This is a genomic window from Micromonospora sp. MP36, from assembly GCF_008119785.1.
Taxonomy (GTDB): domain Bacteria; phylum Actinomycetota; class Actinomycetes; order Mycobacteriales; family Micromonosporaceae; genus Micromonospora.
In genome coordinates, this window is the sequence record NZ_VSFA01000001.1 from 210,031 (window position 1) to 231,088 (window position 21,058).

21 protein-coding genes and 4 pseudogenes are annotated in these 21,058 nt (G+C 74.5%); 17 read left to right on the top strand and 8 right to left on the bottom strand.

Annotation, left to right across the window (positions count from 1 at the left end; genetic code table 11):
- Positions 1–2: 2 nt before the first annotated feature.
- Positions 3–1,250, bottom strand: coding sequence for an APC family permease (locus tag FXF52_RS00975; RefSeq protein WP_148793203.1), 1,248 nt, complete (start codon positions 1,248–1,250; stop codon positions 3–5).
- 9 nt (positions 1,251–1,259) lie between these two features.
- Complete coding sequence (locus FXF52_RS00980) at positions 1,260–1,997, bottom strand: phosphatase PAP2 family protein (protein WP_187413299.1); 738 nt, start codon at positions 1,995–1,997, stop codon at positions 1,260–1,262.
- Positions 1,998–2,137: 140 nt separating this feature from the next.
- On the opposite strand from FXF52_RS00980, the gene FXF52_RS00985 reads away from it, so the two are divergent.
- Positions 2,138–3,349: a DUF4032 domain-containing protein gene (locus tag FXF52_RS00985; protein WP_148793205.1), complete on the top strand. Its 1,212-nt coding sequence runs from the start codon at positions 2,138–2,140 to the stop codon at positions 3,347–3,349.
- Positions 3,350–3,765: 416 nt separating this feature from the next.
- Here FXF52_RS00985 and nagA read toward each other — a convergent pair whose 3' ends face one another.
- The 3 genes from nagA to FXF52_RS01000 are packed head-to-tail and all read right to left on the bottom strand — an operon-like array spanning position 3,766 to position 6,731.
- The gene (nagA, locus tag FXF52_RS00990; RefSeq protein ID WP_148793206.1) at positions 3,766–4,875 is read right to left on the bottom strand and encodes an N-acetylglucosamine-6-phosphate deacetylase; all 1,110 of its coding nucleotides are present in this window, start codon (positions 4,873–4,875) and stop codon (positions 3,766–3,768) included.
- A 9-nt stretch (positions 4,876–4,884) separates the two neighbouring features.
- A complete protein-coding gene (locus FXF52_RS00995; protein WP_148793207.1) occupies positions 4,885–5,805 on the bottom strand; it encodes an ROK family protein in 921 nt (306 codons plus the stop codon).
- Positions 5,802–6,731 carry an SIS domain-containing protein gene (locus FXF52_RS01000; RefSeq protein ID WP_148793208.1) on the bottom strand — a complete coding sequence of 310 codons (930 nt, stop codon included), beginning with the start codon at positions 6,729–6,731 and terminating at the stop codon, positions 5,802–5,804. The genes FXF52_RS00995 and FXF52_RS01000 overlap by 4 nt, the downstream gene beginning before the upstream one ends.
- A gap of 199 nt (positions 6,732–6,930) precedes the next feature.
- Here FXF52_RS01000 and FXF52_RS01005 point away from each other — a divergent pair, with 199 nt between their 5' ends.
- The 16 genes and pseudogenes from FXF52_RS01005 (at position 6,931) to FXF52_RS01080 (ending at position 17,794) form a co-directional block, all read left to right on the top strand.
- The gene (locus FXF52_RS01005; protein ID WP_148793694.1) at positions 6,931–7,716 is read left to right on the top strand and encodes a DeoR/GlpR family DNA-binding transcription regulator; all 786 of its coding nucleotides are present in this window, start codon (positions 6,931–6,933) and stop codon (positions 7,714–7,716) included.
- A gap of 119 nt (positions 7,717–7,835) precedes the next feature.
- Positions 7,836–8,843 (top strand): ATP-binding cassette domain-containing protein, encoded by a 1,008-nt coding sequence (locus tag FXF52_RS01010; RefSeq protein ID WP_148793209.1) that lies wholly within the window; start codon positions 7,836–7,838, stop codon positions 8,841–8,843.
- On the top strand, positions 8,840–9,853 hold the full coding sequence (locus FXF52_RS01015; RefSeq protein WP_148793210.1) for an ABC transporter permease subunit: 1,014 nt from the start codon (positions 8,840–8,842) through the stop codon (positions 9,851–9,853). The genes FXF52_RS01010 and FXF52_RS01015 overlap by 4 nt, the downstream gene beginning before the upstream one ends.
- Positions 9,854–9,984: 131 nt before the next feature.
- A complete protein-coding gene (locus FXF52_RS01020) occupies positions 9,985–10,428 on the top strand; it encodes a DUF3263 domain-containing protein (protein ID WP_148793211.1) in 444 nt (147 codons plus the stop codon).
- 205 nt (positions 10,429–10,633) lie between these two features.
- On the top strand, positions 10,634–11,536 hold the full coding sequence (locus tag FXF52_RS01025) for a hypothetical protein (protein WP_148793212.1): 903 nt from the start codon (positions 10,634–10,636) through the stop codon (positions 11,534–11,536).
- A gap of 136 nt (positions 11,537–11,672) precedes the next feature.
- Positions 11,673–12,182 (top strand): GNAT family N-acetyltransferase, encoded by a 510-nt coding sequence (locus FXF52_RS01030; protein WP_148793213.1) that lies wholly within the window; start codon positions 11,673–11,675, stop codon positions 12,180–12,182.
- Between the two features lie 288 nt (positions 12,183–12,470).
- A complete protein-coding gene (locus FXF52_RS01035; RefSeq protein WP_148793214.1) occupies positions 12,471–12,920 on the top strand; it encodes a hypothetical protein in 450 nt (149 codons plus the stop codon).
- Positions 12,921–12,922: 2 nt separating this feature from the next.
- Entirely contained in the window at positions 12,923–14,083 is a 1,161-nt protein-coding gene (locus FXF52_RS01040) for an SRPBCC family protein (protein WP_148793215.1), read from the top strand.
- A pseudogene (gvpJ, locus tag FXF52_RS43940) lies at positions 14,080–14,301 on the top strand (gas vesicle protein GvpJ); the annotation flags it as partial. The gene FXF52_RS01040 and the pseudogene gvpJ (FXF52_RS43940), both read left to right, overlap by 4 nt.
- A 202-nt stretch (positions 14,302–14,503) precedes the next feature.
- Positions 14,504–15,280 (top strand): GvpL/GvpF family gas vesicle protein, encoded by a 777-nt coding sequence (locus tag FXF52_RS01050; protein WP_148793217.1) that lies wholly within the window; start codon positions 14,504–14,506, stop codon positions 15,278–15,280.
- A 3-nt stretch (positions 15,281–15,283) separates the two neighbouring features.
- Positions 15,284–15,622, top strand: coding sequence for a gas vesicle protein GvpG (locus tag FXF52_RS01055; RefSeq protein ID WP_222870411.1), 339 nt, complete (start codon positions 15,284–15,286; stop codon positions 15,620–15,622).
- Between the two features lies 1 nt (position 15,623).
- Positions 15,624–15,974: a gas vesicle protein gene (locus FXF52_RS01060; protein ID WP_148793218.1), complete on the top strand. Its 351-nt coding sequence runs from the start codon at positions 15,624–15,626 to the stop codon at positions 15,972–15,974.
- A gap of 1 nt (position 15,975) precedes the next feature.
- Positions 15,976–16,176: pseudogene (gene gvpJ / locus FXF52_RS43945) on the top strand (gas vesicle protein GvpJ); the annotation flags it as partial.
- Between the two features lie 160 nt (positions 16,177–16,336).
- Positions 16,337–17,155 carry a GvpL/GvpF family gas vesicle protein gene (locus FXF52_RS01070; RefSeq protein WP_148793220.1) on the top strand — a complete coding sequence of 273 codons (819 nt, stop codon included), beginning with the start codon at positions 16,337–16,339 and terminating at the stop codon, positions 17,153–17,155.
- A 52-nt stretch (positions 17,156–17,207) separates the two neighbouring features.
- Positions 17,208–17,444 carry a gas vesicle protein gene (locus tag FXF52_RS01075; protein WP_148793221.1) on the top strand — a complete coding sequence of 79 codons (237 nt, stop codon included), beginning with the start codon at positions 17,208–17,210 and terminating at the stop codon, positions 17,442–17,444.
- Positions 17,441–17,794, top strand: coding sequence for a gas vesicle protein K (locus FXF52_RS01080; RefSeq protein ID WP_222870412.1), 354 nt, complete (start codon positions 17,441–17,443; stop codon positions 17,792–17,794). Before FXF52_RS01075 ends, FXF52_RS01080 begins: the two co-directional genes overlap by 4 nt.
- 88 nt (positions 17,795–17,882) lie before the next feature.
- Here FXF52_RS01080 and FXF52_RS01085 read toward each other — a convergent pair.
- The 3 genes and pseudogenes from FXF52_RS01085 to FXF52_RS43795 all read right to left on the bottom strand — a co-directional run.
- Positions 17,883–19,442 (bottom strand): annotated as a pseudogene (locus FXF52_RS01085) (AAA family ATPase); the annotation flags it as partial.
- Positions 19,443–19,573: 131 nt separating this feature from the next.
- A pseudogene (locus FXF52_RS43950) lies at positions 19,574–20,168 on the bottom strand (ATPase); the annotation flags it as partial.
- Positions 20,169–20,223: 55 nt separating this feature from the next.
- Positions 20,224–20,694, bottom strand: a complete 471-nt coding sequence (locus FXF52_RS43795) for a hypothetical protein (RefSeq protein WP_148793223.1) — start codon at positions 20,692–20,694, stop codon at positions 20,224–20,226.
- Between the last annotated feature and the right edge of the window lie 364 nt (positions 20,695–21,058).

A 21,058-nucleotide genomic window follows, 5' to 3' on the forward strand; every position in this document is an offset into this window, starting at 1 on the left:
GGTCAGGCGCGGCCGAGCGCGTGGCGGAGGGCGTACCCGGCGGCGCCGAGGACGAGCACGCCGAACCCGGCGAGCACGCTGGACAGCGGCAGGCTCACCGCCAGCACGATGCAGCCGACCAGCCCCAGCGCGGCGAGGAGCTGCACCGGGATCTTCCGGCCCGGGTCGCGGCCCAGGGTGAGCGCCGAGGCGTTCGCGATCGCGTAGTAGACCAGCACCGTGCAGCTGGAGAAGCCGATCGCGCCCCGTACGTCGGCCACGGCCACCACGACCACCACCACGGCGGCCACGGCCAGTTCGGCGCGGTGCGGCACCCGGTACCGGGGGTGCACAGCGGCCAGCACGCCGGGCAGGTCCCGGCGCCGGGCCATCGCGAGGGTGGTCCGACCGACCCCGGCGAGCAGGGAGAGCAGCACCCCGGTCACCGCCACGGTCGCGCCGGTCCGGACCAGCCAGGCCAGGTCGGGCAGGCCGGCGGCGGTCACCACGTCGGCCAGCGGCGCGGTGGCGGCGGCCAGCCGCTGGGGCCCGAGCACGCCGAGCGCCACCACGGCCAGCACCAGGTAGATCGCCAGCACGAGGCCGAGGGCCAGCGGCACCGCGCGGGGGATGGTCCGCTCCGGGTCGCGGACCTCCTCGCCGAGGGTGGCGATCCGGGCGTACCCGGCGAAGGCGAAGAAGAGCAGGCCGGCGGCGGTCAGCACGCCCCGGACACCGCTGCCGCCCAGGTCACCGATCCGGGCCGGGGCCAGGTGCCCGGCGGCGAGACCGGTGACCGCGACCAGGGTCAGCACGGCCAGCACGAGGCCCACCAGGATCCGGGTCGCGGTCGCGGTCCTGGCGATGCCGCGCAGGTTCACCGTGGTCACCGCCACCACCGCGAGGACCGCGACGAGCCGCGCCCGCCCCGGCCAGAGGTACGCCCCTATGGTCAGCGCCATCGCCGCGCAGCTCGCCGTCTTGCCGACCACGAATCCCCAGCCGGCGACGAAGCCGGCGAACGGGTTCAGCCGTTCCCGCCCGTAGACGTAGGTGCCGCCGGACTCCGGGTAGCGGGCCGCCAGCCGCGCGGAGCTGGTCGCGTTGCAGAAGGCGACGAAACCGGCCAGGGCCAGCGCGAGCAGCAGCCCGACGCCGCCGGCCGCCGCGGTGGCCGGGGCGAAGACCACGAAGACGCCCGCGCCGAGCATCGACCCCAGACCGATGACCACCGCATCGGGTACGGCCAGCCGCCGCGCCAGTTCCGCCACGGGCGCAGGCTACGGGGCCGAGATGAACGGCCGATCCCAGTTCCGCAGCGCACCGGGTAACGGCAGGCTGTCCCAGGGCACCCGGTGCAGCAGCCGGTCCAGCAGCAGGCCGAGCAGCAGCCCGGCGACTGAGTCGGTCAGCCAGTGCCAGCCGAGGTACGTGGTCGTGCAGAGCACGGTGAGCGGCGGCAGCGCCCGGAGCACGGTGACCAGCCGGGGCGGGACGGTGCGGCCGAAGGTGCGCAGCAGCGGCACCAGGAGCAGGGCGAGCATGCCGTACCAGACGATGGCGTTGGCCACGTGCCCCGACGGGTAGGACTGGGCGAACCGCACCGGCAGGTCGTGCTGGAACAGCGGCAGGGTCTGGTCGGGCGGCAGGAACGGCTCCTTGACGCTGGCGCTGGGCGCCGGCCGCGCGGTCCACACCTTCAACGGCCCGATGGTGAAGGTCGTGAGCACGAACGCGGCCACCGGGGGCAGCACCGGGCGGACCGAGCGCAGCCGGATCGCCACCAGCACGCCCAGCCCGGCCGCGAGCAGCGTCAGCGGGGTGCCCTGCCCCAGGAAGTTCAGGATCATCGCCGTCCACCGAGCGGCGGTGGGGCGGTGGTCCGCGGCCCAGTCGACGACGGCCCGGTCCACCCCGAAGAGGTGGCCGGTGGCGAGCGCCACCGTCAGGGCCACCAGGGCGGCGAGCAGCAGCCCGTCCCACCGCCAGCCGGCGGGCCGGACGGGCCGGAGCCGCAGCTTCTCGCGTACTCCCGTGGTCTCCCGCACGCGACCACGCTACCGGCCGCCGGCGGCGCCGGGCCGGTGCGGGCGTCGGCGGCTGTGGGCCGGCCCACGACGGGAAGCGCCGCACCGGGGAAGGGGTCACACTTGTCGGCGTGCGGATCACCTCGGCCCTCGTGGACCCGGCGCTGCTCGACCTCCCATGGTCGACCCCGCTGGAGGAGTGGCCTGCCCAGCACCTGGTCGCGCTGCCGCAGGGCATCTCGCGGCACATCGTCCGCTTCGTCCGACTCGGTGGCTACGTCTACGCGGTGAAGGAGACCGGCGAGCGGGTCGCCGAGCGGGAGTACGACCTGCTCCGGGCGCTGGAGCGGATCGACTTCCCATCGGTCGAGGCGGTCGCGATCGTGGCGGACCGGCAGACCGACGACGGGCAGCCGCTGGACCCGGTGCTGATCACCCGGCACCTCCAGTTCTCCCTGCCGTACCGGGCGCTCTTCTCCCGGATGCTGCGACCGGAGACCATGAACCGGCTGCTCGACGCGCTGGCGGTACTGCTGGTCCGGATGCACCTGACCGGCTTCTTCTGGGGCGACTGCTCGCTGTCCAACACCCTGTTCCGCCGCGACGCCGGGGCGTTCGCTGCGTACCTGGTGGACGCCGAGACGGGGGCGTTGCACCGGTCGCTCTCCAACGGCCAGCGCGGGGAGGACCTGGAGATCGCCCGGGTCAACATCTTCGGCGAGGCACTGGACCTGCAGGCCGCCGGGCTGCTGCACGAGTCGATCGACCCGGAGGTGGTCTGCGAGGAGGTCGTGCAGCGCTACGAGCGGCTCTGGCACGAGATCACCTACGAGCAGCAAATCGAGCGGGACGCCCGGCACGACATCGAAGGGCGGATCCGCCGCCTCAACGAACTCGGCTTCGACGTCGCCGAGGTGGCCATGTCCACCGCCGACGACGGCCGGTACCTGGTCCGGCCCAAGGTGGTCGACGCCGGCTACCACACGCGGCGGCTGCTCCGCCTCACCGGCCTGGACGCCGAGGAGAACCAGGCCCGCAAGCTCCTCAACGACCTGGACGCGTACCGGGTGGAGAGCGACCTGACCGACGAGCAGCAGGCGGCCCACCGCTGGCTGACTGAGGTGTTCGAGCCGGTGGTCCGGGCGGTGCCGGCGCACCTGCGCCGCAAGCTGGAGCCGCAGGAACTCTTCACCCAGATCATCGAGCACAAGTGGCTGCTCTCCGAGCGGGCCGGCCGGGACGTCGGCATGGGCCCCGCGATGCAGTCGTTCCTCTCCGACGTGCTGGTGCACCGCCCGGACGAGCAGGCCGTGCTCGGCGTCGAGGTCCCCGCCGCCGGCTGACGCCGCCTCGTCCGGCGGCGTGGTGCCCCGCTTGTGCGGCGGCGTGGTGCCTGCTTCGTGCGGCGATGTGGCGTCCGCTCCGCGCGGCGGCGGCGGCGGCCCTGTTTCGCGCGGCGGCGGCCCTGTTTCCCACGGCGGCGGCGGCCCTGTTTCGCACGGCGGCACGGTGCCCCCTTCGCCGACGGCGTAGTGCCCGCTTCGCCCGGCGTGGCGCCGCGCCGACGGGTGGTTGGTGGTCGCCTACAAACTTGATGTCGTAAACGACTCAGGCGTCCCGCCGCCGGAGCCGCCGCTCGCCGCGACCCGGGCGATCCATCTACGTCATCAAGTTCGTAGGGCATCGACGAGCTGCAGCTGCCCGCGGCGCCGCAAGGCGCAGCCCGCAGCCCGCAGCCCGCAGCCCGCAGCCCGCAGCGTCACTCCACCCAGGAGCCGCCGCGCATCACGCGGACCACGTTGAAGTCGTCGTCGAGCACGATGAGGTCGGCCCGGAGCCCGGGCTGGAGTGCCCCGACCTGGTCACCCAGGCCGATCGCCCTAGCCGGGGTGGTGGCGACCATGCGGCAGGCGTCCGGCACGGCGACGCCCGCCGCGACGGCGTGCCGCAGGGCGGCGTCCATGGTCAGGGTGCTGCCGGCGATGGCGCCGTCCCGGCTCAGCCGGGCCACCCCGCCGGACACGGTGACCGCCTGGCCGCCCAGCTCGTACTCGCCGTCGGGCATGCCGGCGGCGGCCATCGCGTCGGTGATCAGGGCGGCCCGCTCCGGCCCGGCCGCCGAGGTGGCGAAGGCGAGCATGCCGTCGTGCAGGTGTACACCGTCGGCGACCAGCTCGCAGACCACGTTCGGCGCGTCGAGCAGGGCGACCACCGGTCCGGGCTCCCGGTGGTGCACCGGGCGCATCCCGTTGAACAGGTGCGTCCCGACGCTCGCGCCGGCCGCCACGGCCGCCCGGGTCTGCTCCCAGGTGGCGTCGGTGTGCCCGACCGCGGCCACCACGCCGCGCGAGACGAGCAGCTTGATCGCCTCCAGCGCGCCGTCCCGCTCCGGGGCCAGGGTGACCATCCGGACCGCGCCGCCGCCCAGCTCGATCAGCTCGGTCAGCTCGTCGGTCGACGGGTCGCGGAGGAACTCGGGGTTCTGCGCGCCGCAGCGGTCCGCCGACAGGTACGGCCCTTCGAAGTGGACCCCGGCCAGCACGCCGGACTCGACCAGCGGCCGGTACGCGGCGGTGGCCTGTCGCATCAGCTCGTACGGGGAGCTGACCAGGCTGGCCAGCAGGGTGGTGGTGCCGTGCCGCAGGTGGAACGCGGCCGCCTCGCGGGCCGAACCGGCGTCGCCGGTGGTGAAGGTGTGCCCGCCCCCGCCGTGGGTGTGCATGTCCACGAAGCCCGGCACGATCCAGTGCCCGTCGCGCACCGACGGGTATTCGGCGACGGCCCGGACCCGGTCACCCACGATCTCGACGCAGCCCTGCCGGATCACGCCGGTCGGGGTCACCACCTTGCCGGTCACGCGCAGGGTCATCGACTCTCCTTAATCCAGGATGTCCAGGGCGAGCAGGGCGGCACCGAGGCAGCCGGCCTCGTCACCGAGGGCCGCCTCGACCAGGCGCGGCTCCCGGTGGAAGGTCAGCCGTTCGCGCAGCGCCGTGCGCAGCGGGTCGAGCAGCCGGGATCCGGCCTGGGCCAGCCCGCCGCCGATCACGATCGTCTCGACGTCGAAGAGCGCCTGGGCGGAGGCGAGCCCGTCGGCGAGGGCCTCGACCGCCTCCCGCCAGATCCGGCCGGCCAGCGGTTCACCGGCCGCCGACCGGTCCGCCACCTCGGCCGCGGTGGCCGGGGCGCCGGACAGCTCGGCGTACCGGCGGCCGATCGCCGAGGCCGAGGCCACCGCCTCCAGGCAGCCGGGGCGGCCGCAGCCACAGCGCGGGCCGTCGGGGCGTACCAGGATGTGGCCGATCTCCCCGGCGGCGCCGTGCGCGCCGACGGTGGCCGAGCCGTCGACCACGTGGGCGGCGGCGATGCCGGTGCCGATCGCGACGAAGAGCACGTGGCCACCATCGCGGCCGGCACCGAGCCGCGCCTCCGCCAGGCCGCCGGCCCGCACGTCGTGGCCGAGCGCCGTGGGCAGGCCGAGCCGCGCCTGCGCCAGGTCCCGCACCGGTACGCCCCGGAAGCCCACGTTCGCCGACCAGACCGCGATCCCGTGGGCCTCGTCGACCACCCCTGGGACGGCGATCCCGCAGGCCACCGGGGTCAGGCCATCGGCGCGCGCCTTGCCGGCCAGCCCCTCGGCGACGTCGAGGATCGTCCCCACCACCGCCTCGGGGCCGCGGGCCGCCCCGGTGGCGTGGCGTTCGGTGTGCGCGGTCCGGCCGTCGGGGCGGACCAGGGCGCACTTCATCCCGGTGCCGCCCACGTCGAGCGCGACGACGACCTCGTCGCCTGACGTCACGCGAGCACCACGGAGCGGGTCAGGTGCCGGGGCGCGTCCGGGTCGAGGCCGCGGCTGGTGGCGAGCGCGACGGCGAAGCGTTGGGCGAGGATCAGGTCGGCCATCGGGTCGACCGGGGTACGCCCGGCCGCCCAACTGGTCAGCACCGTGTGGCAGCCGTGGGTGCGGCTGTGTACGAAGGTGGCCCCGGTGGCGGCGACGTCCTCGGGCAGCCCCTCGGGGATCCCGCCGAACGCCCAGACCAGCCGGCCCGGGGCGGCGATCGAGATGGGGCCGTGCCGGTAGTCCATCGCCGGGTACGCCTCGGCCCAGAAGGTGGCCGCCTCGCGGCACTTCAGCGCGGCCTCCTGGGCCAACCCGACCGTCCAGCCGCGCCCCAGGAAGGTGACCTGCTCGATCCCGGCCGGGTCGACCGGCAGCGGGGCCCGGACGGCCACCTCGGCGTCGGCGGCCAGCCGGCCCAGGTCCTCGCCGAGGTGGGCGCGGAGCAGGGCGAGCGCGCTGGTGGCGAAGCGGGTCTGCACGACCGAGCGCTCGTCGGCGAAGGGCATGGTCACCGCGGCGTCGGCCAGCTCGACCGCCGGGGAGGCCGGGTCGCCGACCAGCACCGTGGTGGGGAGTTGGCCGCGCAGCGCGGCGAGCAGGTCCAGCACCTCGGTGGTGGTGCCGGAGCGGGTGATGGCGATGAGCCGGTCGTAGCGGCGGCCGGTGGGGAACTCGCTGGCCTGGAAGGCGTCCGTCTCGCCCAGGCCGGCGCGTTCGCGCAGCCCGGCGTACGCCGTCGCCATGAACCACGACGTGCCGCAGCCGACGACGGCGACCCGCTCGCCGGGGCGCGGCAGGCTGTCGGCGACCGTCGGGGCGAGCCGCGCCGCCTCCCGCCAGCAGTCGGGCTGGCTCGCGATCTCCGCGTGCACGTACGCCATGACAACTCCTCGCCAAGGGAGACCTTGCGCAATACGGCGCGTTATGGCCGCCTTTCGCGCGTCATTCTGCGCGAACCGGGGTGGCCGTGGCAACTGCCTCCCAGATTGCGCAGGTCAGGGTTTTGCGTGTTGGTAGTTTCGCGCACTACTGTGCACGCAATCAATCACCGTTCGTGCAGAGTCAGTGGAGGCCCCCGCGGTGGACCGGTACGCCCGATGGAACGCCCTGCTCGAGATGCTGACCGACAGCGGTCGGGTCAGCGTCGAGGAGGCGGCCGAGCGGCTGGACGTCTCCCAGGCCACCATCCGGCGTGACTTCGACCAGCTCGCCCAGCAGCAGATGATCACGCGTACCCGGGGCGGGGCGGTCGCCAACGGGGTGTCGTACGACCTGCCGCTGCGCTACAAGACCGCCAAGCACTCGGCCGAGAAGCAGCGGATCGGGGCGGCCGCCGCGGCGCTGGTGTCCCCGGGCACCGTGGTCGGCCTGAACGGTGGCACCACCAGCACCGAGGTGGCCCGGGCGCTGGCCGTGCGGCCGGATCTCAACACCAACGCCGAGGGTGCCCAGCTCACCGTGGTCACCAACGCCCTGAACATCGCCAACGAGCTGCTGGTCCGCTCCCGGATGAAGGTGGTGGTGGCGGGCGGCGTGGTCCGGCCCAAGTCGTTCGAGCTGGTCGGCCCGCTGGGCGGGGCGTTGCTGCGCGAGGTGACCCTGGACGTCGCGCTGCTCGGCGTGGACGCGATCGACCCGCAGCTCGGCGCCGCCGCGCACCACGAGGGCGAGGCGGCGATGAACAGCCTGATGGTGGCCCGGGCCAAGCGGGTGGTGGTGATCGCCGACTCGTCCAAGCTCGGTGGTCACGCCTTCGCCCGGATCTGCCCGGTGGACCGGGTGGAGACGCTGGTCACCGACTCCGGCGCGGCCCCGGCTGTGGTGCAGGCGTTCCGGGACGCCGGGGTGCAGGTCGTCTGCGCCTGATCGGCCAGGAAACCCCTCTCGACTAGCTCACTTGGGCGAGTCGCTGCATACCCGGTATTGCCGCCCGCTGCATACCAAGTATGGTGTCGGCTGTCACCTACACATCGGGGGAGGTCAGCTTGTCGGCTGTCCTGGAAATCGAGGGTCTCCGCAAGACGTACCGGAGCCGCAAACGCGGGGTGCGACACGCGCTCGACGGCTTCGACATGCGGGTCGAGGCCGGGCAGGTGCACGGCTTCCTTGGCCCGAACGGTTCGGGCAAGACCACCACGCTGCGTACGCTGCTCGGCCTCATCAAGCCCAACGGCGGCCGGATGGCCATCCTCGGTCAGGAGCTGCCGCACTCGCTGCCCGTCGTGGCCGGGCAGGTCGGGGCCATCGTGGAGAGTCCGCAGTTCTTCCCGCACTTCTCGGCCCGGGACACCCTGGGTCTGCTCGCCCAGGCCGGCGAGCTGCCGCGGCAGCGGGTCGACGAGGTGCTGGAGCTGGTCGGGCTCCGGGATCGGGCCGGCGAGCGGGTGAAGACCTACTCGCTGGGCATGAAGCAGCGGCTCGCGGTCGCCTCCGCGCTGCTCAAGAACCCGCGGCTGCTGATCCTGGACGAGCCCGCCAACGGCCTCGACCCGGGCGGCATCCGGGAGATGCGCAGCCTGATGCGGGACCTGGCCGCCGCGGGCATGACCGTGGTGCTCTCCAGCCACATCCTCGGCGAGATCCAGCTCATCTGCGACTCGGTCACCATCATCTCGCTGGGGCGGCGGGTCGCGTTCGGGCCGGTCGAGCAGGTGCTCGCGGCCCACTCGCAGGGCACCGTGCGGGTCCGGCTGGAGGCGGTCACCGACCTGCCCAAGGCCGCCGACACGCTCACCCGGGCCGGGATCCGGGTCGGCACGGAACCGGACCACCTGCTGCTCACCGGCGTCGACAAGCCGGCCACGGTCAGTCGCCTCCTCGCCGAGCAGGGCCTGTACGTCAGCGAGCTGACGCCGGTCGCGGTCGACCTGGAGAGCGTCTTCCTCGAACTGACCGCCACCGCGCCGGTCCCCGGCCAGCACCGGCAGGTCGACCAGTCCACGAAGGTCGGTGAGCCGGGAACTGCCGGCACCGGAGGAGGTTGGGGCGCATGAGCCTGTATGTCACCGAACTGCGCCGGCTGTTCAAGCGCCGGCTCACCCGGCTGCTGCTGGTCCTGCTGGTGCTCGGGCTGGCCGGCGTCGCCACCGCCTTCAGCTACTCCAGTCACAAGCTCTCCCCGGCCGTGGTCGCGGAGGCGCAGGCGAAGGCCGACGCCGACTACCGGCAGGCGACGAAGGACTGGGAGCGGACCGTTGCCGAGTGTGACGCGGCTGCCGCACGGGGGGAGAAGACCGAGGAGCGGTACGGCCCGGACTGCGGCCGGCAGTGGCAGCCGCAGCCGGAGATGTTCGACCCGAAGTGGCACCTGCCCTACCAGTTCGACTTCCGTGGCGAGTTCGGCAACTTCATCGCCGTGTTCGCCGGCATGCTGGCGCTCTTCGCGTTCATCGTCGGGGCATCCTTCGTCGGGGCCGAGTGGAGCACCGGCGGCATGATGAACCTGCTGCTCTGGCGGCCGAAACGGCTGGCGGTGCTCGCCACCAAGCTGGCCGCCGTGCTGAGCGCGGTGCTCGGGGTGAGCATCGTGCTCGGGGCGCTCTGGACGCTGGCCTTCTGGCTGATCGGCACGTACCGCGGCAGCACCGCGAAGATGACCTCCGGGGCCTGGCAGTCCACGGCCATCAGCGGAGGCCGGGCGTTGGCCCTGGTGCTGGCGGTGGCCGCGGTGGCCGCCGCGCTCGCCTCGCTCGGCCGGCACACCGCGATGGCGCTCGGCGCGGCGGTGGGGCTCGGCGTCATCAGCGAGATCGGCATCCGGATCGCCGTCGGGCTGGCCGGGGTGCGCTTCGGCGACCGCTACGTCCTCTCCACCTACGCGATGGCCTGGTTCGAGAAGCAGTGGAAGCTGCTCGACTACAAGTCCTGTGACTTCGCCCAGGGGCAGTGCAACCCCAAGGAACTGCTGATCACCTGGCAGGACTCGGCGCTGGTGTTCGGCGTCGGCACCGCGCTGGTGCTGGTCGCCGCGTTCTGGCTGATGCGGCGGCGGGACATCTCCTGACCGCCCGCCGGTGTCCGTGCCGCTGACCGGCGCGGACACCACGTCCGATGCGGCCGGGGCGGGCCCTGGTTAGGCTGGGGTCCCCCCGGCCGGCGGTCGCCGCGCCGGCCGTCCGCCTCCCGAGGAGCGCCATGCCCGCCGACGCCTCCGCGGCCGCCACCGATCGGCCCGAGCCGTCCGGGCCCGCCGACGTCGCGCGCCGGGAGGCCGGCGTCACCGTCCCCCCGCCCCGCTCCGCCCCGGCCGTCGAGGCCGATCCGGCACCGCCCGCCGATCCGCCGTCGGCCCCCGACACCCGGCCGGCGGAGGCCGCCGACCGCGCTCCCGAACCGGCCGACGGCGCGGACGGCCTGACCGAGCGGGAGCGGCAGATCCTCGCCTTCGAGCAGCAGTGGTGGAAGCACGCCGGCGCCAAGGAGCAGGCCATCCGGGACACCTTCGGGCTCTCCGCCACCCGCTACTACCAGCTGCTCAACGCGCTGCTCGACCACCCGGCCGCGCTGGCCGCCGAGCCGGTGCTGATCGGTCGGTTGCGGCGGTTGCGCTCCTCCCGGGCCCGCAACCGGCGGCGCTGACCTTCCCGTCCGCGTGCGGCCGGTGCAGGATGGCGGCGGCGCGCCCGAGTCGGGGTGCGCCTCGGTGAGTTGCGGGGCTGCCGTCCCGGTCACCGTCCGCATGGCGTCCGCTGCTCCGGGTAGGCCGGGGGAGGCGACGGCTCCCGGGGTGCTGCGCGGCGTCGGCCGCGCCGCGGGGGAGCGCCGGTACGGAGGGAGCTGACGGATGGGGGCACCAGATCACCGGTACCCGACGGGGAGCCGGCCGGCGCGGCCGGTCGGCACGGCGCCGATGATGCGGATTCGGTCCGCCTCCGATCCCGCGCCGGGCCGCCTGGAGAACGAGGACGTCGCCTTCCAGTTCGGGCCGCTGGTCGGGGTCCTCGACGGAGCCACCGTGCCGGAGGGCTTCGACACCGGGTGCGTGCACGGCCCGGCCTGGTACGTCCGGCACCTGGCCGCCCGGATCGGCCTGGCCGTCGCGGCCCGGCCGGCGGCCACGCTGATGAGCAGCCTCGCGGCGGCGATCCTGGCGGTCCGGGCCGACCACGGCGGGGAGTGCGACCTCGACCACCCGGGGACCCCGTCGTCCACGGTCTGCCTGCTCCGGGAGGGCGGCGAGCAGGTGGACTACCTGGTGCTCTGCGACAGCCCGCTGGTGCTGGACGCCGGTGGCGAGGTCAGCGTGGTCTCCGACGAGCGGCTGGAGGCGGCGCTCGCGGACCTGCGCCGGGCCGCTGCCGCGCTGCCCGACGGAGACATCGACCCGGCGACCCGGTTCCACCGGTCGGTGACCGTGCAGCGGGCCCGGATGAACCGGACCCACGGCTACTGGGCCGCCGCCGCCGACCCGGACGCGGCGTACCACGCGGTGACCGGGACGCTGCCGCTGCGCGGGCCGGGGGCGCTGCGGCGCGCGGCGCTGCTCAGCGACGGCGCGTCCTGCGCGGTCGAGCAGTTCGGCCTCTTCGACTGGGCGGGCCTGCTCGACGTGACGGCCGCGGCGGGGCCGGCGGGGTTGATCGGCCGGGTGCGGGCCGCCGAGCGGGACCACCCGGACCGGCTGCGCCGGCACAAACGGACCGACGACGCCTCGGTGGTGTTCTGCGAGTTCGGCCCGGCGGACTGAAGAAGGTCCGGTCGGCTGACAACGGAGCGTGATGCGGAACACCGAGGGGGTACGACCGGCCGGTACGCTCCGCCGGACCGGCAGTCCGGGACCAAAGGGGTGGACTTGGGCCGGTACGACCGGCAGACTGCGGCTCGTGACGCGTGCCGTTCGACTGGAGCCGGTGGACGAGGGAAACCTGGAGCCGTTGCTCTCCGTAGCAGCGGCCGAGGCGGAACCGGAGGACGTCATGCCCCCGGTGGAGGCCCCGGCCGGCTGGTCGCTGGCCCGCCGGGACGCGTTCCGAGAGTTTCACCGGGCCAGCTTCGGCGGCCTGGACGGCCCCACCCGCACCCTGATGTTCGCGATCGTGGCGGGTGGCGAGGTGGTCGGCATGGTCCGGATGACCCGCTGCGACGAACCCGGAACGGTGGAGACCGGGATGTGGCTGGGGCGCTCGGCCCGGGGCCAGGGGCTCGGCGCGGCCGCCCTGCGTGAATTGCTGAACGCCGCCGCCGCGGCCGGTATGCGTACCGTGGTCGCGGAAACAACCCCGGACAATCACGGTGCGATATCCGTGCTGAAGAAATGCGGCGCAGAATTGCGCGAGAAGGACGGGAAGTTGCACGCGGAAATGTGTCTCGATTCCGCGCTTCCCGCCCGCTGAGTTCCCCTCTCCTTTCTGGGTGATATCGCCTTCTCTCTGCTCGTGGCGCTACGCCTGTCCGCTTTGTTCGCCCGATGCCCGGTCATGATCGGCTGTCCGATTACCCCGTGACACACCTCTCGCGAATTGCGCGGACAGGTTTTGCGGATGGGGCCCCGGGTACTGCCCGCCGGGTCCGCTGATACGGGACGCCCGGTCGCAGGCCCATTTCCGCTGGTCCCCGGTAGCTGTTTTCCGGCCTGCCCCCACGAGCGGTGTCCGCGTCCGCCGGGGAGCGAAGGAGAACGTATGAAGAGCGGAGCACGGGTAGCGCTGGCGGTGGGTTTCGGCTACCTCCTCGGCCGCCGCAGAAAGCTGCGTACCGCCCTCACCCTGGCCGCCGCGGTGGCCGTCGGGCGGGCCAGCAAGGACCCCGGCGGCCTGCTGCGGTACGGCAGCGAGCTGGTGAACTCCTCGCCCCAGCTGAGCAACCTCAGCAAGCTGGGCGGACCGCTCGCCACGGCTGGCAAGGCCGCGGCGACCGCCGCCGCCGGCAGCGGCATCGACGCGCTGAGCGGGAAGCTACGCGGCAGCGCCGACGCGTTGCGCCGCAGGTCCGGCGGCGACCGGCAGGGCACGGAGGCGGCCGCCGGGGAGCGCTCGGCCCCCGACGAGGAGCAGGAGCTCGACCAGCAGCCCGAGGCGGGGGACGACGACGAGGACCGGGCCGAGGCCGGCAGCCGGCGACGGAGGCGGTGAGCATGGCGACCAGCAACCTGGCCGACAAGGCGCGTGACCAGCTCGGCGACGAGCTGCGCAACCTGGCCTCCGCGATCGGCGAACGGGCCGTGCAGGCGGTCACCGACCGGATCATCGGCGCCACCGGCCGGCTCAGCGAGTACGCGCAGCAGGGCGGCGGCCCCGGCCTGGTCGCCGCCGCCACCGGGATGCAGAAGCTCGCCGAGGGCCACTCGCCGATGAAGGCCATGTTCCATGCCGGCCTGGCCGGCGGTAAGGAGAAGTTGATGTCGGCGTTCAGTGGTGGCGGCGGCAAGGGTGCCCAGGGCGGCAAGAAGCTCAAGGTCACCAACATCGTCGAGACGATCGAGGTCGGCGTGCCGGTCCGGGTCGCGTACAACCAGTGGACGACCTTCGGCGACTTCCCGAGCTTCATGAAGAAGGTGGCGCAGGCCGACTGCGAGTCGGACGAGCAGATGACCTGGAAGGCGCAGGTCTTCTGGTCGCACCGGACCTGGGAGTCGACGATCGTCCGGCAGATCCCCGACCGGCTGATCCACTGGCGGTCCAAGGGCGAGAAGGGGCACGTCGACGGCACCGTCAGCTTCCACGAGGTCGGCCCCGAACTGACCAGGATCCTGGTCGTCCTGGAATACCACCCGCAGGGCCTCGTCGAGCGCACCGGCAACCTCTGGCGGGCCCAGGGCCGCCGGGTGCGGCTGGAGCTGAAGCACTTCGTCCGGCACGTGATGACCCACACCGTGCTCGACCCCGAGGCGGTCGAGGGCTGGCGCGGCGAGATCGAGGACTCGCGGGTGGTCAAGGACCACGAGACCGCCCTTCGCGAGGAGCAGCAGGCCCACGCGGGCTGCGAGGAGGAGCTTGCGGAGCGCCCGCCCGCCGAGCGCGGCCGCGGTCGTACCCCGCAGCGCCGGCTTCCCCCCGAGCAGGAGGAGGAGTACGACGCCTACGACGAGGGCGACGACTACGACGAGGACGAGTACGCCGAGGAACCGGAGGAGGAGCAACGGCGGCGCCGGCAGCCCGAGCGGGCCCGCCGCCCGCAGCCCCGCGAGGAGCGGGAGCCGCGCCCGGAGCCGCAGCGGTCCCGGCTGGCCCGGCGTACCCCGGAATCCCCCCGACGGCCGGTGGTTCGCCGCCGGCGAGAGGAGCGTCACGAATGACGGTAGCCACGACAACCGGAAGTCAGTCAGGTAGCGCCCTGGAGCGCAGCGGCAGCGGTGGGGGTGGCCTCGCCGACGTCGTAGAGACGGTGCTGGACAAGGGCGTGGTGATCGACGCCCAGGTGTCGGTCGCGGTGGTCGGCATCCAGCTGTTGGAGATCAACGCGCGGATCGTCATCGCCAGCGTCGAGACGTACCTGCGGTTCGCCGAGACGGTGGACCGGCTGAGCATCACCCCGAAGGGCACGAAGGGCCTGCCCGACATGGTGGGGGACGCGGCCGGGGCGGCGACCAAGGGCAAGGCGGTCTCCGGCCTCAGCAAGGCGGCCCAGGAGATCAGCGGTGCCGTGGTGGATTCGCTGGGCGACCGCGACGCCGACCGCGAGCGACCGCGCCGGCGCCGGGACGAGGAGCGTTGACATGACCGATGAGCGGAAGCAGCCGGCCGGCGAGACCGGCCTGTTCCTCTACGGCATCATGCCGTCCGACGTGGAGCCGACCCCGGACGCGGAGGGGGTCGGCTCCCCGCCGGGCGAGGTGACCGCCATCCGGCAGGGTGACCTCGCCGTGCTGGTCAGCGAGGTCGGGCTGGAGGAGCCGATTGGCCGGCCGGCCGACCTGACCGCGTACCAGCGGCTGCTGGACGCGACCGCGGCGGTGGCGCCGGTGCTGCCGGTGCGGTTCGGCACCGTGGTCACCGGCGAGGATGCGGTCGACGACCTGCTGGACGCGCACCACGACCGGTTCGCCGCCGCGCTGGCGGAGCTGGAGGATCGCGTGCAGTACACGGTGCACGGTCGGTTCGCCGAGGCGGAATTCATCAGCGGGCTGCTGGCCCAGAACCCGCCCGCCGCCGCGCTCGCCGACCAGGTGCGCGGCCGGTCGGAGGTGGAGTGCCGGGAGGAGCGGATCCGGCTCGGCGAGATGATCGCGCAGGCCGTGGAACTGCGGCGGGAGGCGGAGAACCGCGACCTCGTCGACGCGGTGGGCCGGTACGCGGTGGCGAACGCCGCCCGCCCGCCCAGCCACGAGCTGGACGCGGTGAACGTGGCCTTCCTGGTCACCACCGACGACGAGGACGAGTTCATCCAGGCGGTGGAGGACTTCGCCGAGCGGCGGCGGGACCTGGTCCGGATGCGGCTGCTCGGCCCGCTCGCCCCGTACGACTTCGTCAGCGCCCACCAGTTGGTGGACTGAGCCGTGGACATCCTCTGGGGGCTGCTCACCCTGCCGTACGCCCCGGTGCGGGGGCTCACCGTGGTGGTCAAGGTGATCGCCCGGGAGGCGGAGTCGCAGCAGTACAACCCGGTCAACATCCGGCGCGAGCTGGAGGAGCTGGACCGGGCGGCGGCGGCCGGCGAGATCAGCCCGCGGCAGCGGGACCGAGCCCAGCAGCGGGTGCTGGACCGGCTGACCGAGCCCACCGGCTCCACCAGCCCGACCCCGTCCCGCGGCACCGCCACCGGCCGACGGCAGCCGCCCGTGCGGCGGCGGGCCGGCGGCCGACGGGACGGGCCGCGCCGCGGGCGAGGGAGATGAGATGGCACCAGGACGGATCCGCGGCGACGGCGACCGCGAACGCCGGCGCGACCCGGACGACCGGGAAGCCGGCCGGTACGCCGACGAGGAGGAGTACGAGGAGATCTCGGCCGCCGAGGCGGCCCGGGAAGGGCTGCGCCAGATCGTCGGGCTGACCGGCAGGGACCCACTCGGGATCACCTCGATCGAGCCCACCGACGACGGCTGGCTGATCGGGGTGGAGGTGGTCGAGGACCGCCGCATCCCGGCGTCGACCGACCTGCTCGGCCTCTATGAGGTCGAGCTGGACCTGGCCGGCAGCCTGTTCGCCTACCGGCGGACGCGCCGCTACCAGCGGGGCAAGGGGGACTGAGATGACCGTTGGGCGGACTCCTGCGGTGGTGCAGAACTCCGGTCAGGTGCTGCCGGCCGGGCACGATCCGGCGAACCTCGGGGACATCCTCGAACGGGTCCTCGACCGGGGCATAGTCATCGCCGGTGACATCCGGGTCAGCCTGCTCGACATCGAGCTGCTGACGCTCAAGCTGCGGCTGGTCATCGCGTCGGTGGACACGGCCCGGCAGATCGGCATCGACTGGTGGGAGCACGACCCGTGGCTCAGTTCGCGGGCCCGCCCGCCGGTCGAGCCGGGTCCCCATGACCCGGAGGAGGTCGAGGCGGCCCGCCGGCCGCGGGTCGCCGGCCGGTCCGAGCGGGCCGCGAGGGAGGAGTGGGATGAGTACGACGGCTGACCGCACCTCGGCCGCCGCGCTGGACACCGGTGTCTGGCTGCACGGCGTGGTCGCCGAGGCGGACCCGGCCACCCTGGCCGGGATCACCGGGATCGCCGGCACGCCGGTGCGGACGGTGGCCGCCGCCGGTCTGGTCGCCGTGGTGAGCGACGCCCCGTTGACCGAGTACGGCGAGGAGGCGTTGCGCCGCAATCTGGAGGACCTGGCCTGGCTGGAACGGGCCGCCCGCAGTCATCACGCCGTGGTCGACGCGCTGTCCCGGGCCGGCGCGGTGGTGCCGGCCCGGCTGGCCACCGTCTACCGCGACGACGACCGGGCGGCCCGGGCGCTGGTCGAGCGGCGCGACGAGCTGACCGCCACGCTGGCCCGGCTCACCGGCCGCGAGGAGTGGGGCGTCAAGGGGTACGTGGTGCCCGGGGCGACGCCGCGCGTCGAGGAACCGGCCGGCGGGGGCGGGGCCGGTGCGGCGTACCTGCGGCGGCGCCGGGCCCAGCTCAGCGCCCGCGAGGAGGGGCAGCGGATCGCCGCCGACGCGGCGGCCGCCGTGCACACCGCCCTCGCCGGGTGTGCGGTCGCCGCCCGCCGGCACGCCCCGCAGGACCGGCGGCTCTCCGGCGCGCCCACGGCCATGGTGCTCAACGGCGCGTACCTGATCGACCGGGACGGGCTGGACGCCTTCTCCGCGCTGATCGGCGCGCTGGCGGACCGGCACCCGGAGATCCGGCTGGAGCTGACCGGCCCCTGGCCGCCGTACTCCTTCGTGGCGGAACCGGAGCCGCACCCGGTTCGGGGGGCGGCGTGACCGCGGCGGCGGCCCGCCCGGCCCTGGGCGGCCCCGGAAGGTGGCGGTCGGCATGGGCGTGACCTCGCTGGTCCCGAGCAGCGCCGACGACCCGCTGACCTACCGGCCGGTGGCCCTGGTGGACCTGCTCGACCGGGTGCTCGCCACCGGCGTGGTGATCACCGGGGACATCACCATCGCCATCGCCGACGTCGACCTGGTCCGGATCTCGCTGCGCGCGCTGATCGCCTCGGTCGGCGCGCTCGCCCCGCCCGAACTCGAACCGGCCGAAGTGGAGGTACAGCCGTGACCAGCCGGGACGAGGCGGCCGAACTGGCGGCGGCGCTGGGGGAGGCGCAGTGGCAGGCACCCCGGGTCCGGCCGCTGGACCGCCGGCTCGCCGTCGACCAGGACTCCGTCGAGCGCGGGCTGGCCAGCCTGGTGCTCACGATCGTCGAGCTGCTGCGGCAGCTCATGGAACGCCAGGCATTGCGCCGGGTCGACCTGGGTGACCTCACCGAGGAGCAGGTCGAACGCATCGGCACCACGCTGATGGCCCTGGAGGAGCAGATGGCCCACCTCCGTGATTACTTCGGCCTCTCCCCGGAGGACCTCAACCTCGACCTGGGCCCCCTCGGCCCCCTCCTCCCCACCGACTGAACCCGGTTGCCCCCTCATGCGGTGATCATGAAGTTGTTGCCCCGACACGCCCCGGTGCGGCGCGCAACAACTTCATGATCAACGCACGTCACTGGTGGGCGGCGGCGTAGGCGGCCAGGGCGGACAGCTGGGCGGGGTCGAGGGAGGGGCGGACGCGGGTGCGGGCCGCCTCGACGTGGGCGGCGGTGACCGTGGCGGCGGACAGGGACTCGCGCATCGCGGCGAGCGCCGCCTCGCGGACCAGGGCCGCGCAGTCGGCGGCCGAGAAGTCGTCCAGCTCCGCGCCGAGCGCGGCCAGGTCCACGTCGGGGGCGAGTGGCACGTTCCGGGACGCCGCGCGGAGGATCTCCGCCCGGGCCGGACCGTCCGGCGGCGGTACGTAGACCAGGCGCTCCAGCCGGCCGGGGCGCAGCAGCGCCGGGTCCACCCGGTCCGGCCGGTTGGTCGCGCCGACCACCACCACGTTGCGCAGCGCCTCCACCCCGTCCAGCTCGGTGAGCAGGGCGGCCACCACCCGGTCGGTGGTACCGCCGTCGGTGGCCTGCCCCCGGACCGGGGCGAGCGCGTCCACCTCGTCCAGGAAGACCAGGGTGGGCGCGGCCTCCCGGGCCCGGCGGAACAGCTCCCGGACCGCGCGTTCGCTCTCGCCCACCCACTTGGAGAGCAGCTCCGCACCCTTCACCGACAGCACGTTGGCCCGCCCGGAGCCGGCCAGCGCGGTGACCAGGTAGGTCTTGCCGCAGCCGGGCGGCCCGTACAGCAGGACCCCGCGCGGCGGCGTCACGCCCAGCCGGGCGAAGGTGTCCGGGTAGGTCAGCGGCCAGAGCACCGACTCGGTCAACGTCTCCTTGACCTCGTGCAGGCCGCCGACGTCGTCCAGCGTCACCGAGGCCAGTTCCAGGGTGGACGCGGCCATCGTGGTGGGCCGGACCACCTCCAGCGCGGCGGTGAAGTCGGCCATCGCCACCGTCGGTGTCTCGGCCGCCTTCTGCCGCAGGGCGGCCCGTACGCCGGCCTCGCGGACCAGCGCGGCCAGGTCGGCGGCGACGAAGCCGGGCGTCCGGGCGGCCACCTCGTCCAGCCGGACGTCCTCGGCGAGCGGCACCTGCCGGGTGAGCACGGTCAACTGCTCCCGGCGCAGCGGCTGGTCGGGCAGCGGCACGGTGATCCGCAGCGAGAGCAGGTCCGGGGCGCGCACGGCGGGATCCACCGCCTCCGGGCGGCCGGTGGTGCAGACCACCGCCGCCCCGGAAGCGACCGTCTCGGCGACCACCTGGCGGAACACCGTGGCCACCGGGCCCGGCTCGTCCGCCGGGGCGAGCGCCTCCACGTCGGTGACCAGCAGCACGGCGGCTCCGTCGGCGCGTACCGCGGCGGCGGCCTCGCGCAGCCGGCGGGCCGCCGCGTCGTTGCTCAGCGCGGCCAGCTCCGGCGCCCAGAGCGGGCAGACCCGGGCGCGTACCCGGGCGGCGACCGCGCGGACCAGCGCCGACTTGCCCGAGCCGGCCGGCCCGCTGACCAGGACGCCCAGCGACACGGTGGTGCCCAGCCGCCGCAGCACCTCCCGGTGGTGGAAGCCCAGGTCGAGCAGCTCGGTCAGCTCCTCGGCCTGGGACCGCAGCCCGGGCAGCTCGTCCACGTCCGGCGCCTCGGCCGGCTCGACGAGTTCGGGCTCGGTCGGGGTGGGGGCGGTCCACTCGGTCCCGGCGCCGGACGGTCGGTTGACCGGGGCCCGGCGGCCGGGCTCGGCGGTCGGCCGGCCATTCGGGTACGGGCCGGCGGCGCCGGGGCCGTGGGTGGCCGGGCCGTGCTCCCAGCCGACCACCGTGTCCATGGTGACCAGCGCGCCGGCCCCCGGTTCCGCCGTGACCACGGTGAGCAGGGTGCTGGTCCACGCGTATCCGACGGTGTTGGCGAGGCTGCGCCGGGCGGCCTCGACCAGGCCGCGGACCGCCGCGTCGGGCAGCACGTCCTGGGGCAGCAGCGAGACGTCGTCCCCGGCGGTGACCACCTTGCCGAGCAGGGCGAGCCGGAGCATCTCCGGGGAGACCGCGGCGACGATCGCGACCGGCCCGCTCAGGGTCACCCGGCGGGCGGGGGTCACCGGCAGCGGGCTCACCGTCACCTGCCCGCCGTCCCGCACGCCGAGGTTGCCCAGCAGCAGGTCGTCGGCGTAGAGCAGGGCGGTGCTCGCGGTCGGTTCGGCCGCGGCCACGATGCCGGCGGTCACCCGGCGACCGGCCAGGCGTACCGGATCGCCGGGGCGCAGCGCCAGCGCGGTCAGCACCTCGGGGTGCAGGCGGACCACGCCGCGCCGGGCGTCCAGCGCCGCCGGGCGCAGGCTCGCGGTCAGGGTCAGCTCGGGTTCCGCCACCCGCCCGACAGTAGCCGCCGGCACCACCTGGCGTCCGCGGCGCGCGTCCGCCGGGTCAGCGCGGGCCCGGGTCCTCCAGCAGCGAGGGGTCGCGCCGGACCATCTCGGCCAGCCGGGCCGCCGGGTCCGGGCCCTCCCGGTCCGGCCCGGGGGACGGCACCGGGGTCACCGGCACCGGCCAGGCCGGCGGGGCCGGCGGTGACGCGGGCACGGGGCCGACCGTCACCTCCCGGCCCGTCCAGGCGACCCGCAGCGGGTACGCCTGCCCGCCGTGCTCCACCCGCAGGGTGACCGCCAACCCGGGGTGTTCGGCGACCACTCGGCGTACCGCCTCGGCCACCTCCTCGACCGGGTGCACCTGATCCGGCCCGGTCCCGCCGCGCAGCCGGTACGCGCCGTGCCCGTCCCGCCGCGCCACCGTGGGCGGCGCCTCGTCCCGGTCGGCCCCGTCGCCGGCCTCCCGGCGGCGCAGGGCCTCCTCGCGGCGCGCCAGCCGGGCCAGGGTCTCGTCCAGATCGCCTCTCATCGTGTCCACCCCTTTCGTCGAGAACGGACCGCGCAGGCAGCGACGGGTCCGGTACCCGGTTCCGCGCCAAACCACTCCAGCATCGCTGCGGCATTCGTCAACTCGGCGATCAACCGCGGGCTGCGCGGCCCGCCGGCCGACCGCCTCTCGTACGGCCTCGCGCGAAGCACGGCGACTTCCAGTTCGGCGGTAAGCGTCCCGTGCACCGGACCGGAACGTAGCCCAGCACAGCCCGGGTGTGATCGCCGACACCGAGTCGGCTAGGCGTCACTCCCGGCGCGGATGACGGGTCGTCGACCGGCCGGGCGCGCTGCGTGCCGGGACGGTCGTCGGGATGGCGGGATCGGCGGGGTTCGCGCCCGTA